This is a genomic window from Pseudomonas sp. GW821-FHT01D09 (assembly GCF_059422465.1).
In genome coordinates, this window is sequence record NZ_JBWKWY010000004.1 from 56180 (window position 1) to 80708 (window position 24529).

At 59.7% G+C, this 24529-nt stretch carries 25 protein-coding genes and 1 pseudogene; 13 read left to right on the plus strand and 13 right to left on the minus strand.

The window, feature by feature from the left end; all coding sequences use genetic code 11:
- Position 1 precedes the first annotated feature (1 nt).
- Positions 2–1159, plus strand: a complete 1158-nt coding sequence (locus AC07W7_RS06035; protein ID WP_495038926.1) for a phospholipase D-like domain-containing protein — start codon at positions 2–4, stop codon at positions 1157–1159.
- Positions 1160–1328: 169 nt separating this feature from the next.
- Here the strand turns inward: AC07W7_RS06035 and AC07W7_RS06040 are convergent, their stop codons facing one another.
- Positions 1329–2522: a hypothetical protein gene (locus AC07W7_RS06040; protein WP_495038927.1), complete on the minus strand. Its 1194-nt coding sequence runs from the start codon at positions 2520–2522 to the stop codon at positions 1329–1331.
- Between the two features lie 325 nt (positions 2523–2847).
- Positions 2848–5142, minus strand: a complete 2295-nt coding sequence (gene bglX, locus AC07W7_RS06045) for a beta-glucosidase BglX (RefSeq protein ID WP_169867315.1) — start codon at positions 5140–5142, stop codon at positions 2848–2850.
- 256 nt (positions 5143–5398) lie between these two features.
- Between bglX and AC07W7_RS06050 the strand changes: the two genes are divergently transcribed.
- The 4 genes from AC07W7_RS06050 (at position 5399) to AC07W7_RS06065 (ending at position 8740) form a co-directional block, all read left to right on the plus strand.
- Entirely contained in the window at positions 5399–6007 is a 609-nt protein-coding gene (locus AC07W7_RS06050) for a LemA family protein (protein WP_029297013.1), read from the plus strand.
- Positions 6007–6732: a TPM domain-containing protein gene (locus AC07W7_RS06055; RefSeq protein WP_099167890.1), complete on the plus strand. Its 726-nt coding sequence runs from the start codon at positions 6007–6009 to the stop codon at positions 6730–6732. The genes AC07W7_RS06050 and AC07W7_RS06055 overlap by 1 nt, the downstream gene beginning before the upstream one ends.
- 28 nt (positions 6733–6760) lie before the next feature.
- Entirely contained in the window at positions 6761–7378 is a 618-nt protein-coding gene (locus AC07W7_RS06060; protein WP_076962553.1) for a TPM domain-containing protein, read from the plus strand.
- A 144-nt stretch (positions 7379–7522) separates the two neighbouring features.
- Positions 7523–8740, plus strand: a complete 1218-nt coding sequence (locus AC07W7_RS06065) for a class I SAM-dependent methyltransferase (protein WP_169867318.1) — start codon at positions 7523–7525, stop codon at positions 8738–8740.
- 169 nt (positions 8741–8909) lie between these two features.
- Here AC07W7_RS06065 and AC07W7_RS06070 read toward each other — a convergent pair whose 3' ends face one another.
- The 5 genes from AC07W7_RS06070 to AC07W7_RS06090 all read right to left on the minus strand — a co-directional run bounded on the left by AC07W7_RS06070 (position 8910) and on the right by AC07W7_RS06090 (position 15010).
- Entirely contained in the window at positions 8910–11477 is a 2568-nt protein-coding gene (locus AC07W7_RS06070; RefSeq protein ID WP_495038928.1) for a TonB-dependent receptor, read from the minus strand.
- A 118-nt stretch (positions 11478–11595) separates the two neighbouring features.
- Entirely contained in the window at positions 11596–12564 is a 969-nt protein-coding gene (locus AC07W7_RS06075; protein WP_495038929.1) for a FecR family protein, read from the minus strand.
- Complete coding sequence (locus AC07W7_RS06080) at positions 12561–13100, minus strand: RNA polymerase sigma factor (protein ID WP_076962549.1); 540 nt, start codon at positions 13098–13100, stop codon at positions 12561–12563. Before AC07W7_RS06080 ends, AC07W7_RS06075 begins: the two co-directional genes overlap by 4 nt.
- A gap of 215 nt (positions 13101–13315) precedes the next feature.
- Positions 13316–14203: a dihydrodipicolinate synthase family protein gene (locus AC07W7_RS06085; protein ID WP_076962548.1), complete on the minus strand. Its 888-nt coding sequence runs from the start codon at positions 14201–14203 to the stop codon at positions 13316–13318.
- 24 nt (positions 14204–14227) lie between these two features.
- On the minus strand, positions 14228–15010 hold the full coding sequence (locus AC07W7_RS06090; protein ID WP_169900340.1) for an aldolase: 783 nt from the start codon (positions 15008–15010) through the stop codon (positions 14228–14230).
- Positions 15011–15165: 155 nt separating this feature from the next.
- On the opposite strand from AC07W7_RS06090, the gene AC07W7_RS06095 reads away from it, so the two are divergent.
- Positions 15166–15693, plus strand: coding sequence for a helix-turn-helix domain-containing protein (locus AC07W7_RS06095; RefSeq protein WP_076962546.1), 528 nt, complete (start codon positions 15166–15168; stop codon positions 15691–15693).
- Positions 15694–15782: 89 nt separating this feature from the next.
- Here the strand turns inward: AC07W7_RS06095 and AC07W7_RS06100 are convergent, their stop codons facing one another.
- Entirely contained in the window at positions 15783–16799 is a 1017-nt protein-coding gene (locus AC07W7_RS06100) for a DUF4917 family protein (protein ID WP_495038930.1), read from the minus strand.
- A 126-nt stretch (positions 16800–16925) separates the two neighbouring features.
- Between AC07W7_RS06100 and yiaY the strand changes: the two genes are divergently transcribed.
- A complete protein-coding gene (gene yiaY, locus AC07W7_RS06105; protein ID WP_495038931.1) occupies positions 16926–18074 on the plus strand; it encodes an L-threonine dehydrogenase in 1149 nt (382 codons plus the stop codon).
- Positions 18075–18134: 60 nt separating this feature from the next.
- On the opposite strand, the gene AC07W7_RS06110 is transcribed toward yiaY, so the two are convergent.
- A complete protein-coding gene (locus tag AC07W7_RS06110) occupies positions 18135–18641 on the minus strand; it encodes a DMT family transporter (RefSeq protein ID WP_197882714.1) in 507 nt (168 codons plus the stop codon).
- A gap of 77 nt (positions 18642–18718) precedes the next feature.
- Here AC07W7_RS06110 and AC07W7_RS06115 point away from each other — a divergent pair, with 77 nt between their 5' ends.
- From AC07W7_RS06115 to AC07W7_RS06125, 3 genes are all read left to right on the plus strand, one after another.
- A complete protein-coding gene (locus AC07W7_RS06115) occupies positions 18719–19636 on the plus strand; it encodes a LysR family transcriptional regulator (protein ID WP_495038932.1) in 918 nt (305 codons plus the stop codon).
- A gap of 67 nt (positions 19637–19703) precedes the next feature.
- Positions 19704–20345, plus strand: coding sequence for a LysE family translocator (locus AC07W7_RS06120; RefSeq protein WP_495038933.1), 642 nt, complete (start codon positions 19704–19706; stop codon positions 20343–20345).
- Between the two features lie 118 nt (positions 20346–20463).
- The gene (locus tag AC07W7_RS06125) at positions 20464–20991 is read left to right on the plus strand and encodes a DUF4142 domain-containing protein (protein WP_076962540.1); all 528 of its coding nucleotides are present in this window, start codon (positions 20464–20466) and stop codon (positions 20989–20991) included.
- A gap of 218 nt (positions 20992–21209) precedes the next feature.
- On the opposite strand, the gene AC07W7_RS06130 is transcribed toward AC07W7_RS06125, so the two are convergent.
- The 3 genes from AC07W7_RS06130 to AC07W7_RS06140 all read right to left on the minus strand — a co-directional run bounded on the left by AC07W7_RS06130 (position 21210) and on the right by AC07W7_RS06140 (position 22429).
- A complete protein-coding gene (locus tag AC07W7_RS06130; protein WP_076962539.1) occupies positions 21210–21710 on the minus strand; it encodes a methylated-DNA--[protein]-cysteine S-methyltransferase in 501 nt (166 codons plus the stop codon).
- 102 nt (positions 21711–21812) lie between these two features.
- Positions 21813–22223: a type II toxin-antitoxin system HicB family antitoxin gene (locus AC07W7_RS06135; RefSeq protein WP_495038934.1), complete on the minus strand. Its 411-nt coding sequence runs from the start codon at positions 22221–22223 to the stop codon at positions 21813–21815.
- 23 nt (positions 22224–22246) lie between these two features.
- The gene (locus AC07W7_RS06140; RefSeq protein WP_076962537.1) at positions 22247–22429 is read right to left on the minus strand and encodes a type II toxin-antitoxin system HicA family toxin; all 183 of its coding nucleotides are present in this window, start codon (positions 22427–22429) and stop codon (positions 22247–22249) included.
- A 191-nt stretch (positions 22430–22620) separates the two neighbouring features.
- On the opposite strand from AC07W7_RS06140, the pseudogene AC07W7_RS06145 reads away from it, so the two are divergent.
- Together AC07W7_RS06145 and AC07W7_RS06150 are read left to right on the plus strand one after the other, a co-directional pair.
- Positions 22621–22725: pseudogene (locus tag AC07W7_RS06145) on the plus strand (type II toxin-antitoxin system HigB family toxin); the annotation flags it as partial.
- A gap of 3 nt (positions 22726–22728) precedes the next feature.
- Complete coding sequence (locus AC07W7_RS06150) at positions 22729–23100, plus strand: helix-turn-helix domain-containing protein (RefSeq protein WP_076962536.1); 372 nt, start codon at positions 22729–22731, stop codon at positions 23098–23100.
- A 188-nt stretch (positions 23101–23288) separates the two neighbouring features.
- On the opposite strand, the gene AC07W7_RS06155 is transcribed toward AC07W7_RS06150, so the two are convergent.
- On the minus strand, positions 23289–23789 hold the full coding sequence (locus tag AC07W7_RS06155; RefSeq protein WP_495038935.1) for a peptidylprolyl isomerase: 501 nt from the start codon (positions 23787–23789) through the stop codon (positions 23289–23291).
- A gap of 193 nt (positions 23790–23982) precedes the next feature.
- Here AC07W7_RS06155 and AC07W7_RS06160 point away from each other — a divergent pair, with 193 nt between their 5' ends.
- Positions 23983–24273, plus strand: a complete 291-nt coding sequence (locus AC07W7_RS06160; protein ID WP_169898275.1) for a phage minor tail protein L — start codon at positions 23983–23985, stop codon at positions 24271–24273.
- The last annotated feature ends 256 nt before the right edge of the window (positions 24274–24529 follow it).

The following is a 24529-nucleotide window of genomic DNA, read 5'->3' on the forward strand; positions in this document are numbered from 1 at the left end:
GATGGGCGGCGCGGTGTTCCCCTGGCGCAGCGCCAACCGCTTTGAATTGCTGATCGACGGCGCGAATTTTTTCCCGCAGATGCTGGTGAGCATCGCCCGTGCCGAGCATCAGGTGGAGCTGGAACTGTACCTGGTGGAGGCGGGCGCCTGTGCCGAGGCGATGGTCCAGGCCCTGGTGCAGGCGGCCGAGCGCGGGGTACAGGTGCGTTGCCTGTTCGATGACTACGGCAGCCTGGCATTTACCCTCAGCCTGCGGCGGCGCCTGACCGAGGCCGGGGTGGAGCTGCGCTTCTACAATCGCCTGCGCTGGCGCCGCTGGATGCGCAACCTGTACCGCGACCACCGCAAACTGCTGTTGATCGACCAGCACGTCGCCTTCGTGGGCGGCACCGGGGTTACTGATGAGTTCTGGACCCCAGGGCAAGATACCTGTGAGTGGCATGAGGTGATGGTGCACATCAGCGGCCCGTTGGTGCTGGACTGGCAAGCCCTGTTCGACCGCCAATGGCGGGTCAACGATCACCGCCGTGCCTGGAAACCGGCCACGCACTTCGGCCTGCCGCGCCTGCCCAAAGTGCCGGCAACCGGGCCGGGCCTGGGGCGGGTGGCCTATGCCGATGCCGGCCAGCACCGGGACATTTTGCAGTCGCTGATCCGCGCCTTGAACAGCGGCCAGCGCCGTATCTGGCTGGCCACGCCGTACTTCTTGCCTACCTGGAGCGTACGCCGGGCCCTGCGCCGCGCGGCCGCGCGCGGCGTGGACGTGCGCCTGCTGCTGACCGGGCCGCGCACCGACCATCCGTCGGTGCGTTACGCCGGGCACCGCTATTACCCGCGCCTGCTCAAGTCCGGGGTGAAGATCTTTGAATACCAGCCGTGCTTCCTGCACCTGAAGATGGTGCTGGTGGACGATTGGGTGAGCATCGGCTCGTGCAATTTCGATCACTGGAACCTGCGCTTTAACCTGGAGGCCAACCTGGAAGCCCTGGACCCGGAGTTGACGCTGGCGGTGGCGGGCAGTTTCGAGCGCGATTTTGCCCAGAGCCAGGCGGTCAGCCTGCAAGCGTGGAAGGCCCGGCCCTTGTGGCGGCGGGTGAAGCAGCGGGTGTGGGGGTGGATTGATCGGTTGGTGGTGAATGTGTTGGATCGGCGGGGTTAGAAGGGCACCTCAGGGTAAATGAAGGTGAGGGGCTTGGGTCAGTGGCAGTGCCGACCAGGTATGTCATGACAGCCTAATAGTCCAGTTGGCCCTGGGGTGTCGCGGTAACTGGCCCCCTGAATCATGGAGGGGCCAGGGTTAGACTCTATTTAGGTGTTTTATGTGATTGTTAATGGTTTGTGATTGATGAGATTTCAATTGCTAGCTTTTCTTGTTCTTCTGCAAGTTTTTTATATTGTTGGTTTGTATAAGTTGTCTCAAACTCGTTAATTAGGTTTTGCTGCTTGAGAATGGACTCATTGCTGTGGTCCTGCGATTTGGTGGTTTCTGGGAAAGATTCATTGTCCAATAGGTCTTTAGCCTCTTTGTGGGCGCTGGCAATGTCTTTTTTGTTGATTTTAAGGTCGTAAAAATTTTGCACTAGTTCGAGAGGTACAGTATCAGGCCTCTCGTTATTGAATTTTATACCGTTTCCAGTTGGATCGATTATTTTTGAAATATCAAGCAGCGGTGTGAGTGCCTCACGAAGAGCTGGGAACTCTTTCAGGGGGAAAGATTTTTCTTTGTTGTCCAACGTTATTGCCTGAACTAGGTCTGTTGCAGAGTCGTAAGTCATCGAGTGAATATCAATTTTGTTTTCTCTTGCCCAATCCTTCACTGCTCTATTCATAAATGCGTTTTCAGCCAGGCTCAACCATTTTCCAAGCGTTGAATCTTTAGGGACTTGAACCATTGGCGAGGGGCTTGCCGAGTCGCCCTCCTTGAGTTCCAGCAGTGCATTGGCGACATTCTTGGCGAGTTGGCTATCGCCGACAGGGTTCAACTGGGCATTGATCCTTTTGTCTTTGTCCAGCGTCTTTTGAAGCGTATCAGCCCCCATTTTTTCGTCGACGCCATTCTCCGGTGGTGGTGGCTTGGGGGCAGGCGTTGGTGTTTCCTGCGGATTCAGGGCATAGAACAGGTCATTGGCTTCGTCGGCGCCTTCTCTTTTTGGGAGAGCGGGCGGGGGGGATGGGTTCAGTGTATTGAACAGGTCATCAGCCTCCTTGGCGCCTTCTCTGTCTGAGGCGGTGTCAGACCTTACCCGGCGGGAAAGAGTCTCACCCGTTGTCTTTTCTTCAGTTGTCTGTGGTGAGTTGAACGCAGGCTGTTTGCTTTTCAAGACGGCTTCTTTGAACGTGCTGTAAGCCGCAGCCGCCTCTGGATTGAACGAGGCTTTTTGGGCCTGTGGTCCGTCAGGCTGCGGTGTCTGAGCGAAGGTGTTGGATGCCTGTGTATTGGGTTGCTGTGTGACAGCCGAATCTGTCAACGGAACGGTGGGTATAGGCAGGTTTGATACAGGCGAGGAAATGTTTAGAGTCATTTATAGAGTTCCGTAAATTAAATGATCTTAGGTGTGCGTGAAGCCGTTAGTTGTGTGGAGATATTCGGGGTTTCGTTCCGCCTGAGGTGTTTCTATCGATTTCATGGTGCATGTTTTAAATAGATTTATTCTTGTTTTGATTGTTGAGGTGTTTTTATAGGTATTGGTTTTGGTTGTTTGAATTTTAGGTTCTGGCCAGTGGCTTCATTGGTTCGGAAGTCGGCTGTTGGATTCAGTCGATTCGGCGGGGCGGGTAAACGCGGGGGCTGCAAGCTGCAAGTTAAAAGCGAGTTGTTTTCGCTTGCAACTTGCAGCTTACGACTAACTATTCCAGCAATTCAAAACTCTGCTGCTGCACATCCTGGGAATCCAGGCCGATCTGCACATTGAACTCGCCCGGCTCGGCGGCGAACTTGAGCTGGGTATTGTAGAACTTCAAGTCATCCTCGCTAATGCTGAAGTGCACCACCTTCGATTCACCGGCCTTGAGCAGGATCTTCTGGAAGTTCTTCAGCTCCTTGATCGGGCGGATCATCGAGCCGGCCACGTCCTGGATGTACAGCTGCACCACGGTTTCACCGTCAAGCTTGCCGGTGTTTTTCAGGGTGACGCTGGCGTCGAGCTTGCCGGTCTTGTTCAAGGTGGTGGACGACAGCGCCATGTCCGACAGGCTGAAACGGGTGTAGCTCAGGCCATAACCGAACGGATACAGGGGACCTGTGGTGTCGTCGAAGTACTGCGAGGTGTAGTTGCCCGGTTTGCCCGGGGTGAACGGCCGGCCAATGGTCAGGTGGTTGTAGTAGGTCGGAATCTGCCCCACGGAGCGTGGGAAGGTGATCGGTAGCTTGCCCGACGGGTTGTAGTCACCGAACAGCACATCGGCAATCGCGTTGCCGCCTTCGGTGCCGGCGAACCAGGTTTCCAGGATCGCGTCGGCTTGCTGGTGCTCTTCGAGGATCGACAGTGGCCGGCCGTTCATCAACACCAGCACCAGCGGCTTGCCCGTGGCTTTCAGGGCCTTGATCAGGTCGCGCTGGCTTTGCGGGATGTTCAGGTCGGTACGGCTCGATGATTCGTGGGACATGCCACGGGACTCGCCCACGGCCGCCACTACCACATCGGCGCTGTTCGCGGCCTTGACCGCTTCGTCGATCAGCACCTGGGCCGAGCGCGGGTCATCCACCACTTCCGGGGCATCGAAGTTGAGGAAGTTCAGGTAGTCCACCACCGCCTTGTCGCCGGTGATGTTGGCGCCACGGGCGTAGATCACCTGGCCTTTTTCGCCGATCACCGCGTTCATGCCGTCCAGCAGGGTCACCGACTGCGTAGGTTTGCCGGCGGCGGCCCAACTGCCCATCATGTCGATCGGGGCCTTGGCCAGCGGGCCGACCAGGGCGATGGTCGCGGATTTCTTCAGGGGCAGGGTGTCGTTGTGGTTTTTCAGCAACACCAGGCTGCGCCGCGCGATATCGCGGGCTTCGCTGCGGTGCAGGCGGCTTTCGGCATAGGTGTCGGCCGGATCATCCTCGGCTTTGCCGATACGCAGGTACGGGTCGGCAAACAGGCCCATGTCGTACTTGGCACCCAGCACTTCACGCACGGCGTTGTCGATGTCGCTCTGCTCGATCTCGCCGGATTTCAGCAGCCCTGGCAGTTCCTTGCCGTAGAGCTGGTCGTTCATGCTCATGTCGATGCCGGCCTTGATCGCCAGCTTGGCCGCTTCGCGACCGTCCTTGGCCACGCCGTGCTTGATCAGCTCGAAGATCGCGCCGTGGTCGCTCACCGTCAGGCCCTTGAAGCCCCACTCTTTACGCAGCAGGTCGTTCATCAGCCAGGTGTTGGCGGTGGCGGGCACGCCGTTGATCGAGTTCAACGCCACCATCACCCCGCCAGCACCGGCCTTGATTGCCGCGTGGTAGGGCGGCAGGTAGTCCTGGTACATCTTGACCGGGCTCATGTCGACCACGTTGTAGTCGCGACCGCCTTCCACCGCGCCGTACAGGGCGAAGTGCTTGACGCTGGCCATGATGCTGTCGGCCTGGGCCGGGCTCGGACCCTGGAAGGCCTTGACCATCACTTCGCTGATGCGCGACACCAGGTAGGTGTCTTCGCCAAAGCCTTCGGAGGTCCGACCCCAGCGCGCGTCGCGGGAAATATCGACCATCGGCGCAAAGGTGAGGTCGAGGCTGTCGGCGGCGGCTTCCTTGGCGGCAATGCGCCCGGAGCGGCCGATGGCGTCCATGTCCCAGCTCGACGCCAGGGCCAGGCTGATCGGGAAGATGGTGCGGTGGCCGTGGATCACGTCATAGGCGAAGAACATCGGGATCTTCAGGCGGCTGCGCATGGCCGCGTCCTGCATCGGACGGTTTTCCGGGCGGGTGATGGAGTTGAACGTGCCACCAATGCGCCCGGCGGCGATTTCCTTGCGGATCATCTCCCGGGGCATTTCCGGGCCGATGCTGATCAGGCGCAATTGGCCGATCTTTTCATCCAGGGTCATTTGCCCGAGCAGATCGCTGACGAACGCGTCCTTGTCCTTAAGCGCAGCGGGCTTGGTCTCGGCAACGACGGAGTGACTGGCCAGAGTGGCAACAAGGCCCAGCAAACACAGCTTTTTCATGAATATCCTTTTTCGGCGTACTGCGCAGCGTTCAGGTAAAACACTGCTCGGCCAAAATGTGGGGAGCGACTATTGTTGTTCGGGTGTTGTGTGGATAAATACCGCACACTTGCGGGCTCTTTATGAACTATCCATAAAGAAGGGCATCTTTTAGCTGATTGGCTCGCTGTAATCCAGTAGTGGCGGATTATGCCCCAGGCGCGTGATGTATAGGGGTCAGTCGTTAAATTCCATAAGGTTGGTCAGGAGACACACCATGCAAGCAGCACAGACTATTCGATGGGGCTGGAAAGCCGCGGCCCTGCTACTGATCAGCAGCGTGCTCAGTGGTTGCGGCATCAACAAGATCCCGACCCTGGACGAGCAGGTCAAGGCGGCCTGGGCCCAGGTGCAGAACCAGTATCAACGGCGTGCCGACCTGATCCCCAACCTGGTGGAAGTGGTCAAGGGCTATGCGGCCCATGAGCAGGACACCCTCACCGCCGTGATCGAAGCGCGGGCCAAGGCCACCTCGATCCAGGTCGATGCCAGCACCCTCGACAACCCGGAAAAACTCAAGCAGTTCCAGCAGGCCCAGGAAGGCCTGAGCGGCGCCCTCAGCCGCCTGATGGTGGTGTCCGAGCGCTACCCGGACCTGAAGGCCAACCAGAACTTCCTGGCCCTGCAATCGCAGCTCGAAGGCACCGAAAACCGTATCAGTGTGGCCCGTCGCGACTTTATCGCCGCCGTGCAGGCCTTCAACACCGAGATCCGTACCTTCCCTGGCCGCCTGTGGCACAGCGTGATGTACAGCGACTTGCCGGTGCGCGCCAACTTCGAGGCCACCAGTGCCGATGCCGATAAAGCGCCGCAAGTGAAGTTCTGATGGGCCAGCGCGTTTGGTGGTTGGCGGCGTGGCTGCTGTCTTTTTGCCTGACGGCCCAGGCAGCACCGGACTTTCCGGCGCTGACCGGGCGGGTGGTCGATAACGCACAAATGATCGACCCGCCGGTGCGGGCGCAACTGAGCCAGCAATTGCAGACGCTGGAGCAGACCACCGGCGCCCAGGTGGTGGTGGTCACCGTGCCCGACCTGCAAGGCCTGCCCATTGAAGACTTCGGTTATCAACTGGGCCGGCAGTGGGGCATCGGCCAGCAGGGCAAGGACAACGGCGCGTTGCTGATCGTGGCCCGGGACGAGCGTCAGTTGCGCATCGAAGTGGGCTACGGCCTGGAAGGTGTGCTCACGGATGCGCAGTCGTGGGTGATCATCAATCAGGTGATTGCGCCCAAGTTCAAGGCCGGCAATTTCACCCAGGGCATCAGCGACGGCGTGGCGGCGATGGTGCAGGTGGTCGGCGGCGAACCGCTGGCGGTGCCGGCCCATGTGGCCGACCCCAATTTTGCCAAGGACAACCCGGTGTTCTCTATCGGCCTGTTCATTCTGTTGCTGGTGGTGTTGTGGCTGTGCAACCGCATGGGGCTGCCGGTGGGCGCCATCCTGCTGGCGATTCTCAGCAGCAGCGGGCGTGGCGGTGGTGGAGGCGGCGGCGGCGGTTTCCGGGGCGGCGGCGGTGGTTTTGGCGGCGGCGGGGCTTCAGGTGGCTGGTAATGACAATAACTAAAGAGCATCTACAACCATGGCTTTACTGACTGAACACGAGCAGCGCCAGGTCGCCGAAGCGATCGCCAGGGTCGAGCAACAGACCGACGCCGAACTGGTGACCGTACTCGCCGCCCGCGCCGACGACTACGCCTACATCCCGCTGCTGTGGGCCAGTGTGGTGGCGTTGGTGGTGCCGGGGATCGTGCATTACCTGTCGGGCTGGCTGACTATGCACACCTTGCTGCTGGCGCAATGGGCGACCTTTATTGTGCTGTGCCTGGTGTTTCGTTTGCCGGCCATCACCACCCGCCTGATCCCGCGTTCGGTACGGCATTGGCGCGCATCGAACCTGGCGCGCCGGCAGTTCCTGGAGCAAAACCTGCACCACACCCTGGGCAGCACCGGGGTGCTGATTTTTGTCAGCGAGGCCGAGCGCTACGTGGAGATCCTGGTGGACGACGGTATTTCCAAACGGCTGGATGACAGCAGTTGGGATGCCATCGTCAAGACGTTTACCCAGCAGGTGAAGCAGGGGCAGACGTTGACCGGGTTTATCACCTGCATTGAGGCCTGTGGCGAACTGCTCAAGGTGCATGTGCCGCAGACCCACACACGCAATGAACTGCCCAACCGCCTGGTCGTCCTGAAATAACCTGTGGGGGCTGGCTCCCACACAAGCCAGCCCCCACACACGCGACATTTTGAATGGCGCCGACCGTTGGGCAAATAACTCCGTGCCCTGGCGCCCCATCCCCCCTAAAATGCCCGGCATTCCCTGCCCGAGGCGTTTTTGTTCATGTCTGTCACCGCTAAACCTGCCAGCCCCGCGCCGGATCATCACGCCCAGTTCATCGAGCTGCTGCGCGCAAGCCTTGAGCAGAACGCCTTTATCAAGCTGGTGCTGGCCAAGTACGTGGGCGACGAGGCGGATCTGCAACGCCTGATCATCAAGCCGCTGACGGTCAAGGAGCAGGCGTGCCTGTCCTTCGTCTATCGCTACAAAACCCGTGATATCACCAAGAACTTCTCCGTAGACGACGGTATCGCGGCGATTGCCGCGCTGTTGCCAGCCTCGTTCAAGAATGCGCACCTGCTGTCGTTGACCGACGAAGCACAGCTGGAATACAGCAAGAAAAACAAAAGCTCGCTGTTCAAAAGCAAACCCCAGCAGTTGCGTGAAGCACCCTCGGCCGAGCACAACCGTGAGAAAAACCGCTTCCTCGACCTCGGCCGGCCATTTCTCGCCGACCTGGGCGTGACCAACGCCAAGCACGAGCTGATTCCGGCGATGTCGCGCAAGTGGAAGCAGATCAACAAGTTCATCGAAGTGTTCAGCCATGCGCTGACCTCGTCCCCCCTGCAACTGGACCGGCCAGTGCGGGTTGCGGATTTTGGCTCGGGCAAGGGTTACCTGACGTTCGCCATCCACGACTACCTGCGCAACACCCTCAAGGCCGAAGGCCAGGTGACGGGCGTGGAGCTGCGCGAAGACATGGTGACCCTGTGCAACAACGCCGCCGCCCGCCTGGAACACCCGGGGCTAGTGTTCAAGTGCGGTGACGTGCGCAGTGTGGCGCCCAGCGAGCTGGACGTGATGATCGCCCTGCATGCTTGCGACATTGCCACCGACTACGCGATCCACACCGGCATCCGTTCCGGGGCGTCGATCATCATGTGCTCGCCGTGCTGCCACAAACAGATCCGCTTGCAGATCCAGAGCCCGGCGCTGCTCAAACCAATGCTGCAATACGGCCTGCACCTGGGCCAGCAGGCGGAAATGCTCACCGACAGCTTGCGTGCGTTGTTCCTGGAGGCCTGCGGGTACGAGACCAAAGTCTTTGAGTTCATCTCCCTGGACCATACCAACAAGAACAAGATGATTTTGGCGGTCAAGCGCGCCGAGCCTGCGGATAACGCGCAGTTGCTGGAAAAGATCCGGGAGTTGAAGGCGTTCTACCAGATCAGCGAGCACTGCCTGGAGACCTTGTTGCGCGCTGACGGCTACCTAGCCTGAATAGTGCGCGAATCAAAATGTGGGAGCGGGCTTGCCCGCGATGACGGAGTGTCAGTCGATACATTTGGCGGCTGAACCACCGCCATCGCGGGCAAGCCCGCTCCCACACTAGATTGCATTGACCTTGGGAGAGGGCACCGGCCAGCGCCGCTGGTGCCATGCCGGGCGGTTAGAAGAACCGGGTCACGCTGATCTTGGCGTTGCGCCCGACGCTGCTGGCGCTGTCACCGCTCAAGGCTGGCATGTAGCTGCGGTTGAACAGGTTATCGATGGTGAGGTTGACTTCGGTGCCCTTGAGGTACGCCTGTTGCGGCGTCCATTTGGCGAACAGGCCCTGGGTGTCGTAGCTGTCGTTGGGGTACTGGTCGTAGAAACTGTCGCCAAAGTTGCTGTTCAGGCCGCTTGAATATTTGTCGCTGGGCAGGCGATCGGTCTTGCGCACGAACTGGCCTTGCCAGCCCACTTGCGCGTCCCACGCGGGAATCTTGGTGCCCAGCATGGCGACCCACTTGGCCGGTGGAATGTCCCGGGCCCAGACGTGGATATCGGTCGCCCATGGGTTGGTGTAGGGGTTTTCGCGTTTGCCGGTGGCCCACGAGTAGCTCAGGGAGCCGAACAGATAGGTCGAGTCGTAGTAGCCTTCGAGCTCGAAGCCCTTGATGGTCATGCTGCCGACGTTGCGGTAGTTGGTCTTCGACGCCATATCGGTGCAGACCTCGGCGATGGAGCCTTTTATGTCGTTCTGTTCCCGGCAGCCGAGGCCGGTGGCCTTGAAGATTTCGTCCTCGATCTTGTTGTGGAACAACGTGCTGCGCAGTTGCAGGCTGTCGCCCCTGGCCATCACGTTGGCGAAGCTGGTGACGTTACCCACGGTAATGGCGGTGATGCGTTCCGGGTCGAGGTTGCGGCTGGTGGCGGTGCGGCTGCCCAGGCCCTGGACTTCGTATTGCTCGTCGATCACCGGCGCGCGCCAGGTGCGGCTCCAGTTGGCGAACACCGCCACATCCGGTGTGATTCTCCAGAACGCTGCCAGGCGCGGCGACCAGCCGGCATAGGTGCGGTCGCCGTAGTCATGGCCGTAGGCCGGGTCGGGGTTGCTGTAGTACGGCGCATCGTTGGCCTTGCCACGGTTGAGCACATGGTCATAGCGCAGGGACGGGGTGATGGTCACGTCGCCCAGGGTGACCGCGTCCTGGATGTAGAAGGCGTTGGTGTCGACCTTGCCGTGGGGCATGAACGCCGGCTGGAAATGCCCGTAGTTGTACAGGGGCGTGTCGTATCTCGCGCCGGGCATCCAGCTTTCGGTGTCGCGGATGTGCTTGCGGATCTGCACGCCGGTGGTCAGGGCATGGTCCAGCGGGCCGCTGTTGAAGCGGCTGATGTTGCGCAGCTCCAGGATTTTGTCGGTGTAGGCGGTGTCCATCTTGCGCCCGCCGGTGGATAAACCGACGACGGCCGTGGCGTCGCGTTCGTCGGTCTGGTCGGTATTGGACTCCGAGTAGCTGAGCTTCATGTCGATCAGCGGGTTATCCAGGGGCTGGTATTCGTATTTGCCTGACCAGGTGGTATCGACGGTGTGGCGGTTGGCCAGGAAGCGTCTGACGGCAGCGTCGTAGCCATAGCGGTCGATGTCGGGCTGACGCGGTGGCGCTGGATAGCTTCTGGCCGAGAAGGGCGTCCAGCGTTCGCTGTTGGCCCGGGAGTAGGAGAACCCGAGGCTGTGTTCATCGGTCAGGTACAGGTTCAGCTTGAACAGTTGGCCGTCCACATCCTGGGCGCTGTTGGGCAGGCGCTGCGGGTTGATCGGGTATTCCTTGCTGTCATAGTCGCGCGCTGCGGCCAGCTTCATGTCGCCGCCGTCGCGCTGGGTCAGGTAGGCCAGGGCGTCGATGCGCCCGTCATCGGTGCGGCCATACACGGCGCCGCTGTAGACCTGTTCGTGGTCGTTGCTGGCATACCCATACTTGAGCATCGCCCCGCTGTTGCGCCCGTCCTTGAGCAGGTCCGGCGCATCCTTGGTGACCATGTTGACCGTACCGCCAAACCCGCCGTTGCCGGTGAAGGCCGAGTGCGGGCCTTTTTCCACCTCGACGTTCTTGATCATCTCGGGCTCGATAAACACGGTGCCCTGCTGATAGCGCTCGAAACCGCTTTTGGTCGCGCCATCGACGGTCATCGGCACGTCTTCGGCCTCGCCCATGCCACGAATATTGATGATCTGCCCACCGGGTTTCATCGAACCGCCCATGGTCACCCCCGGCAGCGTCTGCACCAGGCTGGCGATGTTGTTGGGCTGCAGGCGGTCGATATCGGCCTGGGACAGGGTGGAGCGGCCGACGGTGCTGGCGTCGACCTGGTTACCGGTGCCGATCACGCTCAAGGCGTCCAACTGCACGCTGGCGCTGTTGGTGGTGCGGCTTTCCTCGGGACGCACGACATAGGTGCTGCCCACTTTGATCAGGGTGAACGCACCGCTCTTGAGCAGGTTGCGGATCGCCACTTCGGGGGTGAAATCACCGTTGAGCGCGGGCGCCTGGATATTTTTCAGCAGGTCTTCATCGAACAGCAACTGGATTTTCGCCTGTTGTGCCACCTGGCTCAGGGACGTGGCCAAGGGTTGGGCCGGCAGTTGCAATTTGAACGACTCGGCCTGGGCCGTGAGGCTGACGGCCAGGCAGGCGGCGATGAGTGTCGGTCGAAGAAACAGGTGCTGGGCAAGGCAAGGCGCGCGAAACATGAAATCCCCCAAAGCGGCTAAATAGCCAAAAAAGGCATGCGTATCAAACGCAGACCGGAGGAAGACGCGGCAGGAAAAAAAAACCTCACATGCGAATGCAAAATATTCTCAAGTGATGCTATTGGCGCGCTTCGATACGGATCCTGCCGTCGGCCAGGGGCACGGTTTTCACCGGCAACAAGGCCGGCAGGGCGTTGAGCAGCGCATCCGGGTCATTCACATCGAGATTGCCGGAAACCTTCAACTGCGCCACCGGGCCATCGGCCAGCACCACGGCCTTGGGCCGGTACAGGCTCAGCTCATCCAACAGGCTGGCCAGTTCGCGATTGCGAAAGGACAAGTGCCCGCTGCGCCAGTCGGCCACTTCGCCCGCCGCCAAGGCCTGCTGTTGCACGGAGCCCTTGGCGTAGCTGTAGGTGGCGCGTTGTTGGGCGCCCAGCAGGGTGGCGGCGGTTTTGCGGTCGGGTTCAAACGCGACCTTGCCGTGGGCCACGCTGACCACCAGTTGCTGCTGGCTGCGGCGCATATCGAACCCGGTGCCCACCACGCGCACGCTGGCCTCGCCGGCGCGCACAAACAGTGGCCGTTCCGGGTCGGGCGCGACTTCCAGGTACAGTTGGCCCTGGTCCAGATGGATGACGCGCTGGTGGGCATCGAACTCCACCCGCAGCCGCGTACTGGCGTTGACGTACAAGGTGCTGCCGTCCGGCAGGTCCAGGGTGCGCATGCCTTGGGCCTGCGCCGCGACCTCGGTGTGATACAGCCCACGCGGGGCGCCGAGGTTGCTGGCGAGCAAGGCGCAGACCAGCGCGGCCGCCACTGCCAGCGCCGGGCGCCAGGGCGCGGGCTTGCGCGTGGGCAAGGGCACGGGTTTGTTCAGTTGCTGTAGCTCGCCAAGGTCGGCCCACAGCTGCTCGAATTCGGCGTAGGCGCGTGCATGGGCCGGCACGGCGTGCCAGGCAGCGAAGGCCTTGCGTTCCTGCGCGGTGGCGTCGTTGCGATTGCGCGCAAACCAACTGGCAGCCTGGGCATCGATGGTCTCGTGCTCATCCAGTGCATGGCCGTCGCGGTTGCTCAATCGGGTCATTCTGGCTGCTCCTTGCCCGGGTCTTTTTGAAGTCGCTGCTTGCAGTGCAGCAGGGCAAAGGCGATGTGCTTTTCCACCATGCTGATCGAAATGCCCATGCGCTCGGCGATCTGCGCCTGGCTCAGGCCCTCGAAGCGATGCAGCATAAGGGCTTCTCGCCTGCGGGGCGAGAGTTCGGCGAGGACTTCTTTCAACTGTTCCAGGCGTTGGAGGCGTTGAGCAGCGGCCATGGGGTCGTTTTGCTCGTCGGTGACAGGCTCGGCCTCCCAGTGGGCCGGGTCATGATGGACGCTGTGGCGCACCTTCTGTTTGCGCCAATGATCACGCAACAGGTTGCGTGCCATCTGAAATAAAAAGGCCCGTGGCTGTTCGACCCTGGCCCGGTCGCGGTAGTCCAGCCATTGGGTAAATACATCCTGGGTCATGTCCGCCGCGTCGTTGGCGTTGTCCGTGCGTTTGCGCAAGTAATGCAGGATATCTGCATAAAACCCGCGAAAGGCGTCGGCCGACAACGGGTCGGGCTTGAAACGAGACATGGATATCCTTCTTGACGCAGCGCGCTGCAGAAAAGTCGCGAATGATATCGAGAATTATTGCTATTTGTCTCCGTAAATTTAGCGATGCATGCATTCCCATGTGGGAGCGGGCTTGCTCGCGATTGCGCTGTGTCAGTCACCCAATGATTGGCTGATCCACCGCTATCGCGAGCAAGCCCGCTCCCACACAAGCCTACCTCTACACCGGATGGTGTTTAGCGCAGCAAGGTCAGCAGCTTCTGCAACTGTGCCTGGCCGGCCATGTCCAGTGGGAACACCGGCAACCGCGGATCACCCACCTCCAGCCCGGTCATGCGCAAACCGGCCTTGATCGTCGCCGGCAAGCCACCCTTGAGGATGAAGTCCAGCACCGGCAACTGCCGATAGAACAGTTCGCGTGCGCGGTTCAGGTCGTTGGCCAGCACCGCCTGGTACAGGTCCAGGTTGAGTTGCGGGATCACGTTCGGCGCAGCGGTGCACCAACCCTTGGCACCGGCAGCGAAGGCTTCCAGGGCCAGCGGGTTGCAGCCGTTATAGAACGGCACCTGGCCTTCACCCTGGCGATACAGTTGGTGCATGCGCTGGATGTCGCCGGTGCTCTCCTTGACCATCGTCACATTATCAACGCTGTTGACGATGCGCAGGATCAACTCCACCGACATGTCCGTGCCGCTGGTGGCCGGGTTGTTGTAGAGCATGATCGGCACGCCGACGCTATCGCCGATGGCCCCGTAGTGCGCGAGGATCTGCGCTTCGGTGAGCTTCCAGTACGACGTCGGCAGCACCATCACCACATCGGCACCTTCGGCTTCGGCAAAGCGTGCGCGGCGCACGGCCTTGGCAGTGGTCAGATCGGACACGCTGACAATGGTCGGCACGCGCTTGGCAACCCTGTGGATGCTGTAGGCGCTGACTTCGTCCCACTCGGCATCGCTCAGGTAAGCGCCTTCACCGGTGCTGCCCAACGGTGAGATGGCATGGACGCCGCTGTCGATCAAGCGGTCGATGGAGCGGCCCAGGGCGTCGAGGTCAAGGGAGCTGCCGTCGGCGCTGAAGGGGGTGATGGTGTAGCCGATGATGCCGTGAATAGTAGGGCTGGACATGGATAACTCCGGTCGAAAAAGGCTTCAGTTCAGGCAATCGGCGTGTTGGCGCAGGTTCTGCCGAGCGTAGTAGTTGAACGCGGCGCCGTGGCGCTTGGGCTTGGAGATCCAGTCATGGGCCTCGCGTCCCAACTCCGGCAGGATCGGCTTGACGGTACCGGCGGCCATGGCCAGCAATTGCAGTTTGGCCGCCCGTTCGATCAATTGCGCGATCACGCAGGCTTCTTCGATAGTGCTTCCGGTGGACAGCTGGCCGTGGTGGGACAGCAGAATGGCGCGCTTGTCGCCCAGGGCAGTGGTGATGGTCTCGCCTTCTTCGTTACCCACCGGTACGCCCGGCCAGGCTTCGAGGAATGCGCAGTCTTCATACAGCGGGCACAGGTCCATGTGTGACACTTCCAGCGGGACTTCCAGCATCGACAAGGCAGCAATGTGGGTCGGGTGGGTGTGAATGATGCAGTTCACATCCGGCCGGCCACGGTAGACCCAGCTGTGGAAACGGTTGGCTGGGTTGGGCATGCCATGGCCTTCCAACACTTCCAGGTCTTCGTTGACCAGCAGCAGGTTGCTGGCGGTGATTTCATCGAAACCCAGGCCCAGTTGCTGGGTGTAGTAGGTGCCAGGCTGCGGGCCACGGGCGGTAATCTGCCCGGCCAGGCCCGAGTCGTGCCCGTTCTCGAACAGAATGCGGCAGGTCAGGGCCAGCTTTTGCCGGTCGGTCCACGTATTATCCGCCAGGGTACTTTGCATCTGGGTCAGCGCTTGCTTGACCAGTTGTTCTTTCGGGAGTGCTAATGTCTTGGCCATATCGGTGTCCTCTGGGTGTTCAATGGACGTCGATTTGCTGGTTCCCGCTGCTCGCAAGGTCGTTGGGTCTGCAAATGACACTAGAGAGGCTATATGACACAATGTGTCATTGGCAAGTAAAAATCATCGTCCTCTGCTTGGAATAATCGCCGCGCATGTCTATCCGTTTGAAATTATTGAGAAAAAAACTCGGAATCACCTTGGAATCATTGGCCGGCAAATCCGGCATGACCAAGAGTTACCTGTCCAAGGTCGAGCGCGGCCTGAACACGCCCTCTATCGCCGCCGCGCTGAAACTGGCCAAGGCGTTGAACGTCAAGGTCGAGGAGTTGTTCAGCGAAGACAACATCAGCCTCGACAGCTACAGCCTGGTGCGCAGCCACGAGCGGCCTGACACGTCGCCGGGGTATGCGGTGCTGGCCCATCAGGTCAGCGAGCGCAGCCTGCTGCCGTTCATCATCTACCCGCCGGTGCAATTCAGCGACAAGACCTTCAAGGAGCACTTGGGGGAGGAGTTTCTGTTTGTGCATGAAGGCCAGGTGGAAGTGGACTTCATGAACGAAAGGGTCTTGCTGGAGCGCGGCGATGCGTTGCACTTCAATGCACAAAAGCCCCACCGGATCCGTTCGGTGGGCGAGGTGCAGGCGCAGTTGCTGGTGGTGGTGCACAGCGCCGAAGACTAGGCCTGGGTGTGGGGCAGGCTTGTGTGGGAGCAGGCAAGCCAGCTCCCACACAAGCCATCTCCCACATCTGATCGCCTTCGTTAACGGGATCAGTGTTCGACCGGCACCGCCAGCGCCGGGTTGCCGAGGGCATGGCTGCGCGCGGCAAAGAACCGCAGCTCCACCTCGATCCCCTCGAACAGCGCGGCATACCGACGCTTTTGCTGCTGGATAAACCCGTCGCTGCGGCCAAATATCGAGATCGCCAGGGTCTTGATCTGCGACCGGCGAATCGCTTCCACCAAGTGCCCATCCTGTTCGCTCAGGTGCTGGCCGAAAATGCACAGCGCGCCTTCCTGCCCCAGCAACTGTTCATAGCAGAACGACAGGTAATCCGAACTGCGAATGCTCTTGAGCTTCTCGCTGCTGGGGCCTTCGTTGATAAACAGCGGCACATCGTCGAGGGTCTTGAGGGTGTGATTGATGGCAAAACTGCTGAGCAGGGTGCTGTCGGTGGACGGCAATTTACGCGCCGAGCCATCCAGGTTGCGCACCAGGTGCAGGCCGCCGTGCAGGTAGAGAATGCGCGTCACGGCGGTGGTGGTATCGCGCAAGTCAAAGCGTGATTCAGCGCCACGAAACAGGTCGTCGATGCCCGGCGTGTGCAGGGTCGACCAATAGTTGAGCAGGTCGTAATTACTGGTGAACACCGTGCGGTAGCGCGCCAGTTCCTGATTGATCGTGGTCAGGGTCGACGGTTGCACCAGGCGCCACGGGATATGCACGGTGTGGATGGTATTGATCAGCGCTTCCTTGATCGCGTAATAGCGATTGCGCGGCGCGGCGGAGCTGACGGCCAGGGCCTTGTTGACCCGGCTGGTGGTTTTCAGGGCGCCCAACACCTGCTCGAAGCTGCGGGTCTGCATGGCGTCAAACACGCTCAATTCGGAAGCGCTCAAGGGCTTTTCTTCCACGGTGCGTGCGTTTTCAAACAGCGAGTCGTAGGCAAAGTCTTGCCACACCGCGCGGCTGGCACCGTTGCCGATCAGGATGGCGTCGAAGGCGATGCTGTTGCGCAGTGCGTTCCAGTCTTCAAGGGTGGCGTCGATATCCTGCAAATCCTTCATTGCGGCGGGTCTACTCAAAAACGGCTGGGCGATGACTTTATCACGGGCGGGCGTTGATCTTGGTCAAGATGCTGCAGGCGAGTGGGGTCGATGCTGTAGGCATCAACGTATCCCCGAGGATTCACCATGAGCAGCACGTTCTTCATTCCCGCCGTCAACATCATGGGCATCGACTGCCTCGACGAAGCCATGAGCGCCATCCGCAACTACGGTTTTCGCAAGGCGCTGATTGTCACCGACGCCGGCCTGGCCAAGGCGGGCGTGGCCAGCATGATTGCCGAGAAACTGGCGATGCAGGATATCGATTCGGTGATCTACGACGGCGCCAAACCCAACCCCAATGTAGAGAACGTCGAGAACGGCCTGGGGTTGTTGCAGCAAAGTGCCTGCGATTTCGTGGTGTCCCTGGGCGGCGGCTCGCCCCATGACTGCGCCAAGGGCATCGCCCTGTGTGCCACCAATGGCGGGCATATCGGCGATTACGAAGGGGTGGACCAATCGAGCAAGCCGCAACTGCCCCTGGTGGCGATCAACACCACGGCCGGCACTGCCAGCGAAATGACGCGTTTTTGCATCATCACCGACGAAACCCGCCACGTAAAAATGGCCATCGTCGACCGCAACGTCACGCCGCTGTTGTCGGTCAATGACCCGGCACTGATGGTCGCCATGCCCAAGGGCCTGACCGCCGCCACCGGCATGGACGCGCTGACCCACGCCATCGAAGCCTATGTGTCCACGGCGGCCAACCCGATCACCGACGCGTGCGCAATCAAGGCGATCGAATTGATCAATGCCAACCTGCGCCTGGCTGTGCGCGACGGCAGCGATATGGCGGCCCGGGAAAACATGGCTTATGCGCAATTTCTCGCCGGCATGGCCTTCAACAACGCCTCCCTGGGGTTTGTCCACGCCATGGCCCACCAATTGGGCGGCCTCTACGACCTGCCCCACGGCGTGTGCAACGCGGTGCTGCTGCCCCACGTGCAAAGCTTCAACGCCAGCGTCAGCGCTGCGCGCCTGAGCGACGTTGGCCGTGCCCTGGGCGTGACCGATAAACACACCAGCCCCGAAGAGGGCGCCCAGGCGGCCATCGCGGCGATCCGTTGCCTGTCCCAGGATGTCGACATCCCGGCTGGCCTGCGTGAACTGGGGGCCAAGCTGCAAGACATCCCGCTGCTGGCCACCAACGCCCTCAAGGACGCCTGCGGCCTGACCAACCCACGGCGGGCGGATCAGCGCCAGATCGAGGAGATTTTCCGTAGCGCGTTTTGAGAAAGCTGGTAGTTAAGCTGCAAGCTACAAGCTTCTGGCTTGCAGCTTGTAGCTAAAAACTTATAACCCTCTGCTTGCCACCGTAGTTCCAAGCAGAGCCTTGGCGGGCGCGGCGCTGAACTGAATCAACGCCACCCCGGCGATCAGCATCAGTACCCCGAGCAGGCGGGGCGCCGTCAGTTGTCGCTCCACCAAGCCAAACAAGCCAAAGTGATCGAGCAACAACGAGGCGAGGATTTGCCCAGTCATGGCCAGGGCGATAAACCCCGATGCCCCGAGTTTGGGCAAAAGCACCAGGGCCAGGGAGATAAAACACACGCCGAATGCCCCTCCGGTCCACATCCACAGCGGTGCCTTGCTGATAAAGCCGAGGCTGGGCAGCGGCAACCGTAACGCCAGGATCACCGGCAACAACACCAGGATACTCACCAGCAGCGAAGCCAGGGTTGCCCACAACGGATGCCCGAGGCCGCGCCCGAGGTTGGCATTGATCGCGCTTTGAAACGGCACCACCGCCCCGGCAATCACCGCCAACAGTAACAAGCCCAGCCAATGCAACGTACTCATGATCCATCTCCCAAAGGTTTTGCTGGACTGTACGGTATTCGTCGCGCAGATTTAAATGCCAAGTTCTTATGTTGAACATGCATGCTATGAATGATCTGCGCCGCATCGACCTCAACCTGTTGGTGACCCTTGATGCCTTGCTCAGCGAGCAGCACGTCACCCGCGCCGCCGAGCGCCTGCATTTGAGCCAGCCGGCGGTCAGCCATGCGCTGGCACGCTTGCGTGACCTGCTGGGCGACCCGTTGTTGGTGCGCCAGGGGGGCGGCCTGGTTGCCACCGCTCGCGCATTGGAGCTGGCGACGCCGCTGGCCGATGCGTTGGCCCAGGTGCAGTCGTTGCTGGCGCCGAACCGTTTCGACCCGGCGTCGGCCAGGCGCACGTTTCGCCTGGCCATGTCCGATTACGGCGCGGCGCTGCTGTTGCCCGGGCTGGCGAGGGCGCTGCGCGAGCAGGCGCCGGGGATTGACCTGGTCATCTCCCACGCCAGTCGCGAAGGTATGCAGGAAGGGGTGCTCAGTGGCGAGATCGATCTGGCGGCCGGGGTGTTTCCCGACCTGCCGGCCGAGCTGCGCAGCACACCGTTGTTCGAGGAGCACTATGCCTGCCTGGTCGACCGCGACAGCTTGCCCCCAGGTGGCGTGCTCGACTTGCCCACCTACCTGGCGCGGCCCCATGTGCTGTTGGAAATGCGCGGCAGTGGCACCCCGGAAATCGAACGGGCCCTGACCGCGATCCGTGAGCGGCGCCATGTGGCGATCAGCCTACCGCATTGGGGCATCGCGCCGCAGTTGATCCAGGGCACCGACCTGATTCTCACCGTGTCTTCACAAGGGCTGCTCAATATCGATCCCCGGCACCTGCTGGTGGTGCCGCCGCCGTTTTATATCCCGTCCTTCGGTTTTGTATTGGCCTGGCATAAACGCCGCGGTGGGGATGGCGCCTTGCAGTGGTTGATCGCTCAAGTGCAAGACGTGTTGGCCAAACCCGTGGCCTAGCATTGCAGTGCCGGGTGGATTGTGCACAATCGACGCGCCCCTCCTTTTTTGTCAGAGCGTGTTACCCATGACTTCATCATTGCTGTTTGCCGTGATTGCCTCGGGCTTTATCTATGGCATTACGCCGGGCCCCGGGGTGCTGGCGGTATTTGGCATCGGTGCGGCGCGCGGGCGTCGGGCCGGCGCGGGTTTTCTGTGCGGGCACCTGTTGGGCGATGTGGTGTGGTGCAGCACCGCGTTGGTGGCGATTGTCGGTGCACGGGAAATCGGCAGCAGTGCATTTGATGTGCTGGGTGTGCTCAGTGCCCTGTATCTGTTTTGGCTGGGCATCCGTGCCATCCGCAGCCGTGGCCGCAGCGGTGACGCGCCTCAGGGTGCGGCGCGCCAGCCGTTCTGGCACGGCATCCTGTTTGGCCTGACCAACCCCAAGGCGTACCCGGTGGCCGTGGCCACGTTCACCGCGCTGCTGTCGAGCCGGGCCGAATTGCTGACCTGGGGCATGTTGCCGTGGCTGATTGTCTTGAGCTTTGTCGGTGGCCTGCTGGCCTATGCCATCTTGATCGGCATCGTCGGCGCCCGCCAAGTGCGTACCGTGTATCAGCGCCATGAAGTACTGATCACCAAGCTGTGTGGCGTGATGTTTATCGGCTTTGCCATCAATGCTTTGGCCCATGCGTTGCCAGGCTTGCTGGGCAGTAAAACGACCTGAGCGACGACGACCGTTCGTCGCACTGGCAAGTTTTTTCTAAACCTTTGCCGCCCTGAAAATTCAGATTCAGGGCGGGGCTCGTTCCCCGGCCTGTATTTATGACCTGGAGGAACCCATCATGAGCCGCATGGCTATCCGGTTACGCACCGCCACTTTCGCGATGCTGCTGGGCCTCGGCGCCAGCAATGCCTTGGCCCAAGGGCCGGCCGAATTCATCGAGCAAGCCTCGGCCAAGGGCATGGCCGATATCGAAACCAGCCGCATGGCCCACGCCAAGACCTCGTCCCAGGAAATCAAGGACTACACCATCGAGGTCATCAATGAACGCACCCTGGCCAATCAGCATTTGGCGGCCATTGCGAAAAAGCTCGACCTGCCGGTAGCGCCACGCGAGCAGATCGCCGACCAGGCCGAAACCCTGATGCCGCAGCTGACCGACGGTGACTCCTTCGACGCCGCCTACACCGCCCAACAGGTCAAGGCCAACGAAGAGGCCATTGCGCTGTTCAAGCAGGAAGGTGCAGCGTCGGACATCCCCGAAATCAAGGCGCTGGTCGACGAAACCCTGCCCAAGCTGGAAACCCGCCTGGAAAAAGCCCGGGCGCTGGCTTCGTCCTATGGCAAGAGCCGCAATGGCGACGGTTGAGCGCTGGCCCTTTCATGAACACGGCGGTTGGGGTTTGAGGGGGCACAGATTTTCTCCGCGCTCTGCGCCTGGTGGTGCACGTCATCACGCAGAACTTTCTCCAACAGCCCAGGCGATGCGAATGTATAGAGTGTGACCGTGGCGGCATGTTGAGATTTCTTTTTACATCTCTTGGGCCCAATCCCGATGAAGAGGTGGGCCCACCATTTACGGGGTCATCAAAACAGCGACCGTGAGGCCTCGCCATCTTCCAGGCTCAGCAAATACTGCTTGGCTTCAAGCCCACCGGCAAACCCGGTCAGCCCGCCCGACGCACCAATCACCCGATGGCAGGGGGCGATGATTGAAATGGGATTGCGCCCGTTCGCCGCGCCTACCGCCCGCACGGCTTTCGGGTTGCCGATCTGCTGGGCGATCTGGCTGTAGGTGCGGGTTTCACCGAAAGGGATGGTCAACAGTGCGGCCCAGACTTTTTTCTGGAACTCGGTGCCGGCAAAGTCCAGTTCCAGCTCGAAGCGGTCGCGGGTACCGGCAAAATACTCGTTCAACTGGCGTTCGGCCTCCAACAGCACCGGGCTGTGGTTGACCTCTACCAACTCGCCCAGGCGCACACGGTTAGCGCGCTCGGTTTCCCACAAGATGGCGGCGAGCTTGCCATTGCGGGAAACCAGGGTCAGTTCGCCGACGGGAGAGGGCATGAGTTTATATTCACACGGCATGAGCGGGCTCCTTGTTGGGTGGATCATTGACCGGGTAGGGCAGCACTTTAGCGCTCATCGCCTTGGGGTGAACTACGTTTCTTGCGGTCAAATTCGGCGGTATTACCGTTCTTGTTGCAACACCTTCAGCGCAGCCGAAGCGAGAAACCCCGAGCGGCTTTTTTCTTCTGGGTGATGCAGCACATACTCATCGATGCGGTTGAGCAAATAGCCAGGCAGCGTGATGTTGAGTTTTTGCGCCTTGCCCAGGTACTTGGTCACATCAATATCCACCACCGCCCAGGTGCAGCCGGCGTACAGGGGGTTGGCCGCGTGGAGCGTGACCTTTTGCGCGCTGGGAATCGGCGCACCGTCCTCCGCCAGAAGCTCGAAATGACCTTCTATGGCCTCCCGCGCCATGGCCATGGCGTCGTCCAGATCATCGCCGGCAGAGAAGCAACCAGGGATGTCGGGGACTTCTACGCCCCAGGCGTGGTCGTCGTCGCCGGTTGAAATTGCAATTGGATACAGCATGTGCGTTGTCCTCCACGGACTTTTTAACTGAGCAGGGCCTGTTTCAAAATACTCTTGGCGGTCTTGTCCAGCAGGTCTTTGCGGGGATGGGGAATGGTCACCAGCCCGGGCTTGGTGGGATGCTTGAAGTGATGATGACTGCCCCTGACGCGCACCAGGTACCAGCCATCTGCGACGATATGGCCTATCAAGTATCGGCTATCCACATCACCTCCTTGTGGTGTGTTGGTAGTGACTATAACCACTAAATTAAAATTATCAACACTCTACCCACCAACAAAACAGGGCAGGTGGTGCAAGCAGTGTATGAGCACGGGGCGAGGCTGCAGGACGCAGGTATTGCGAGGTTTTACTGGGCTAAACCTGCTAGGACTCCCACAAGAGGCCTCGGCGTTCTGTAGTGGTCGCTGTGGCCTACCGCTACGGCGCTCTCTCTATCAAATTTGTCGGCACACATAAGCCGTACGCTGCCGTTGACGCAGATGCTGTTGAAATGGAGTAACCCATGAACATTCGACCCATTCATACCGAACAGGATTACCAAGAAGCGCTAAAGGCTGTCTCGCCGCTGTTCGATAATGAACCAGAGCCAGGGACTCCTGAAGGGGATTATCTTGAGGTAATGATTACGCTGATCGAGGCTTACGAAGCGAAGCACTTTCCGGTTGACCTGCCCAGTCCGGTAGATGCTATACGTTTCAGGATGGAGCAGTCCGGTTTGTCAGCGACAGATCTTGTGCCTGCCATCGGGCGGAAGAATCGGGTTTATGAGGTGTTGAACGGGAAGCGGGCTCTTACGCTGCCGATGATTTGGAAACTGCATGAGATGTTTGGGATTCCGGCGGAAAGTTTGATTAAACCGCTAAAAACTCTGTAGCACTGAGCTAGTTTTATCCGCTGAAAAATCCGGGCTCCCCATAAGAGCACCGGATTTTTATGCCTGCCATTCCTGGTTGACCGAAGTAGGCGACCGCGACGGCTTTTTCAACAACCCGAATAGGGTGGGCGTCTGACCGTAAAGTTCTGGAAACCCGGACGATGGCAATAATCAGAGTTGTTATAGGTTTATTGAATGATTTTCGCCTCTGTAATTATGATGTCCTCTATGGGGACATCTGTAAGCGTCGATTTTCTACCCGTTCTGGTTTTTTGAATTTCGTCTACTACGTTTTGTCCTTCTGTAACTTCGCCAAAAACGGCGTAGCCCCAGCCCTGTGGTGTGCTAGAAGAGTAGTTGAGGACGCTATTGTTTGAGAAATTAATAAAAAATTGAGCAGCGGCTGAGTCGGGGTTTTGGGTACGTGCCATGGCAACTGTATACATATCGTTTTTTAATCCGTTGTTCGCCTCATTTCTTATTGGTGCATTAGTCGGTTTTTGAATCATGTTCGGTTCATAGCCTCCGCCTTGAGCCATAAAGCCACTAATTACCCTGTGGAAGATTGTTCCGTTGTAGTGACCGTTTCTAACGTAATCTAAAAAATTTTTTACTGAGATAGGAGCTTTTTCGTCGAACAACGTTATGGTTATTTCGCCAAGGGTGGTTGTAAGTTTGACTTTGCTCATTTCGTTCACCTTGTTTGTACAGAATTTATGAGTTACTACCTGATTGGGATTAAGTGCTGTAGGTCTCAATTTTCTGATGTTTCATCAAGTGGCTGACGTCGTTTTAGTCGTATTTGATGTCTGATTTTTCGCCGATTATTTTTTATAAAATACTGTTAGAAATAACAGTTCCGACGAATGGTTGGTTTTAACTATGGCTATCAACACCGATGCCCAACTGCTGGAGCCGGGTGATGCCGTTCGCTTGTACGAAGTCGACTCCACCCACCTGGGAGGCGACGTGATGCGCTTTCACGGCCATATGCAGAATGGCACGATCATCTGGCAGGGACAGGCCTACGACCCTATCAGCACTGGAACCAAGGGCTTGGATCTGAACGGCGATGGCCGTCCTGCCTTGCCACCCCGCCCTTTGCAGTCACCGATGCAGTGCCTGTCGCCACCAGCTCCGGCGGGTTTACGGAGAAGAGAGAGCCGAACTTGACCGAGTGTTTGCTCAACGAATTGTCAGAATTGCCGAGGAGGGGGATGAGGGATTGATTGTGTTGGCGGGTGTCAGGCATACGTACGAGCAATCAGTGAGTGTGGTTCGATCTAACTCCACTCTACAAACCGCTATACAAAAAATTCCAGACTGAAAAGACAAGCGGCGGAATGCTAGGGAACATGCAGAATCGCTGAAAGCCCCGTACCGCCTGGGCTGGTCGCCGATGTAAAAACGTGGGGGGATAAGGCGGAAA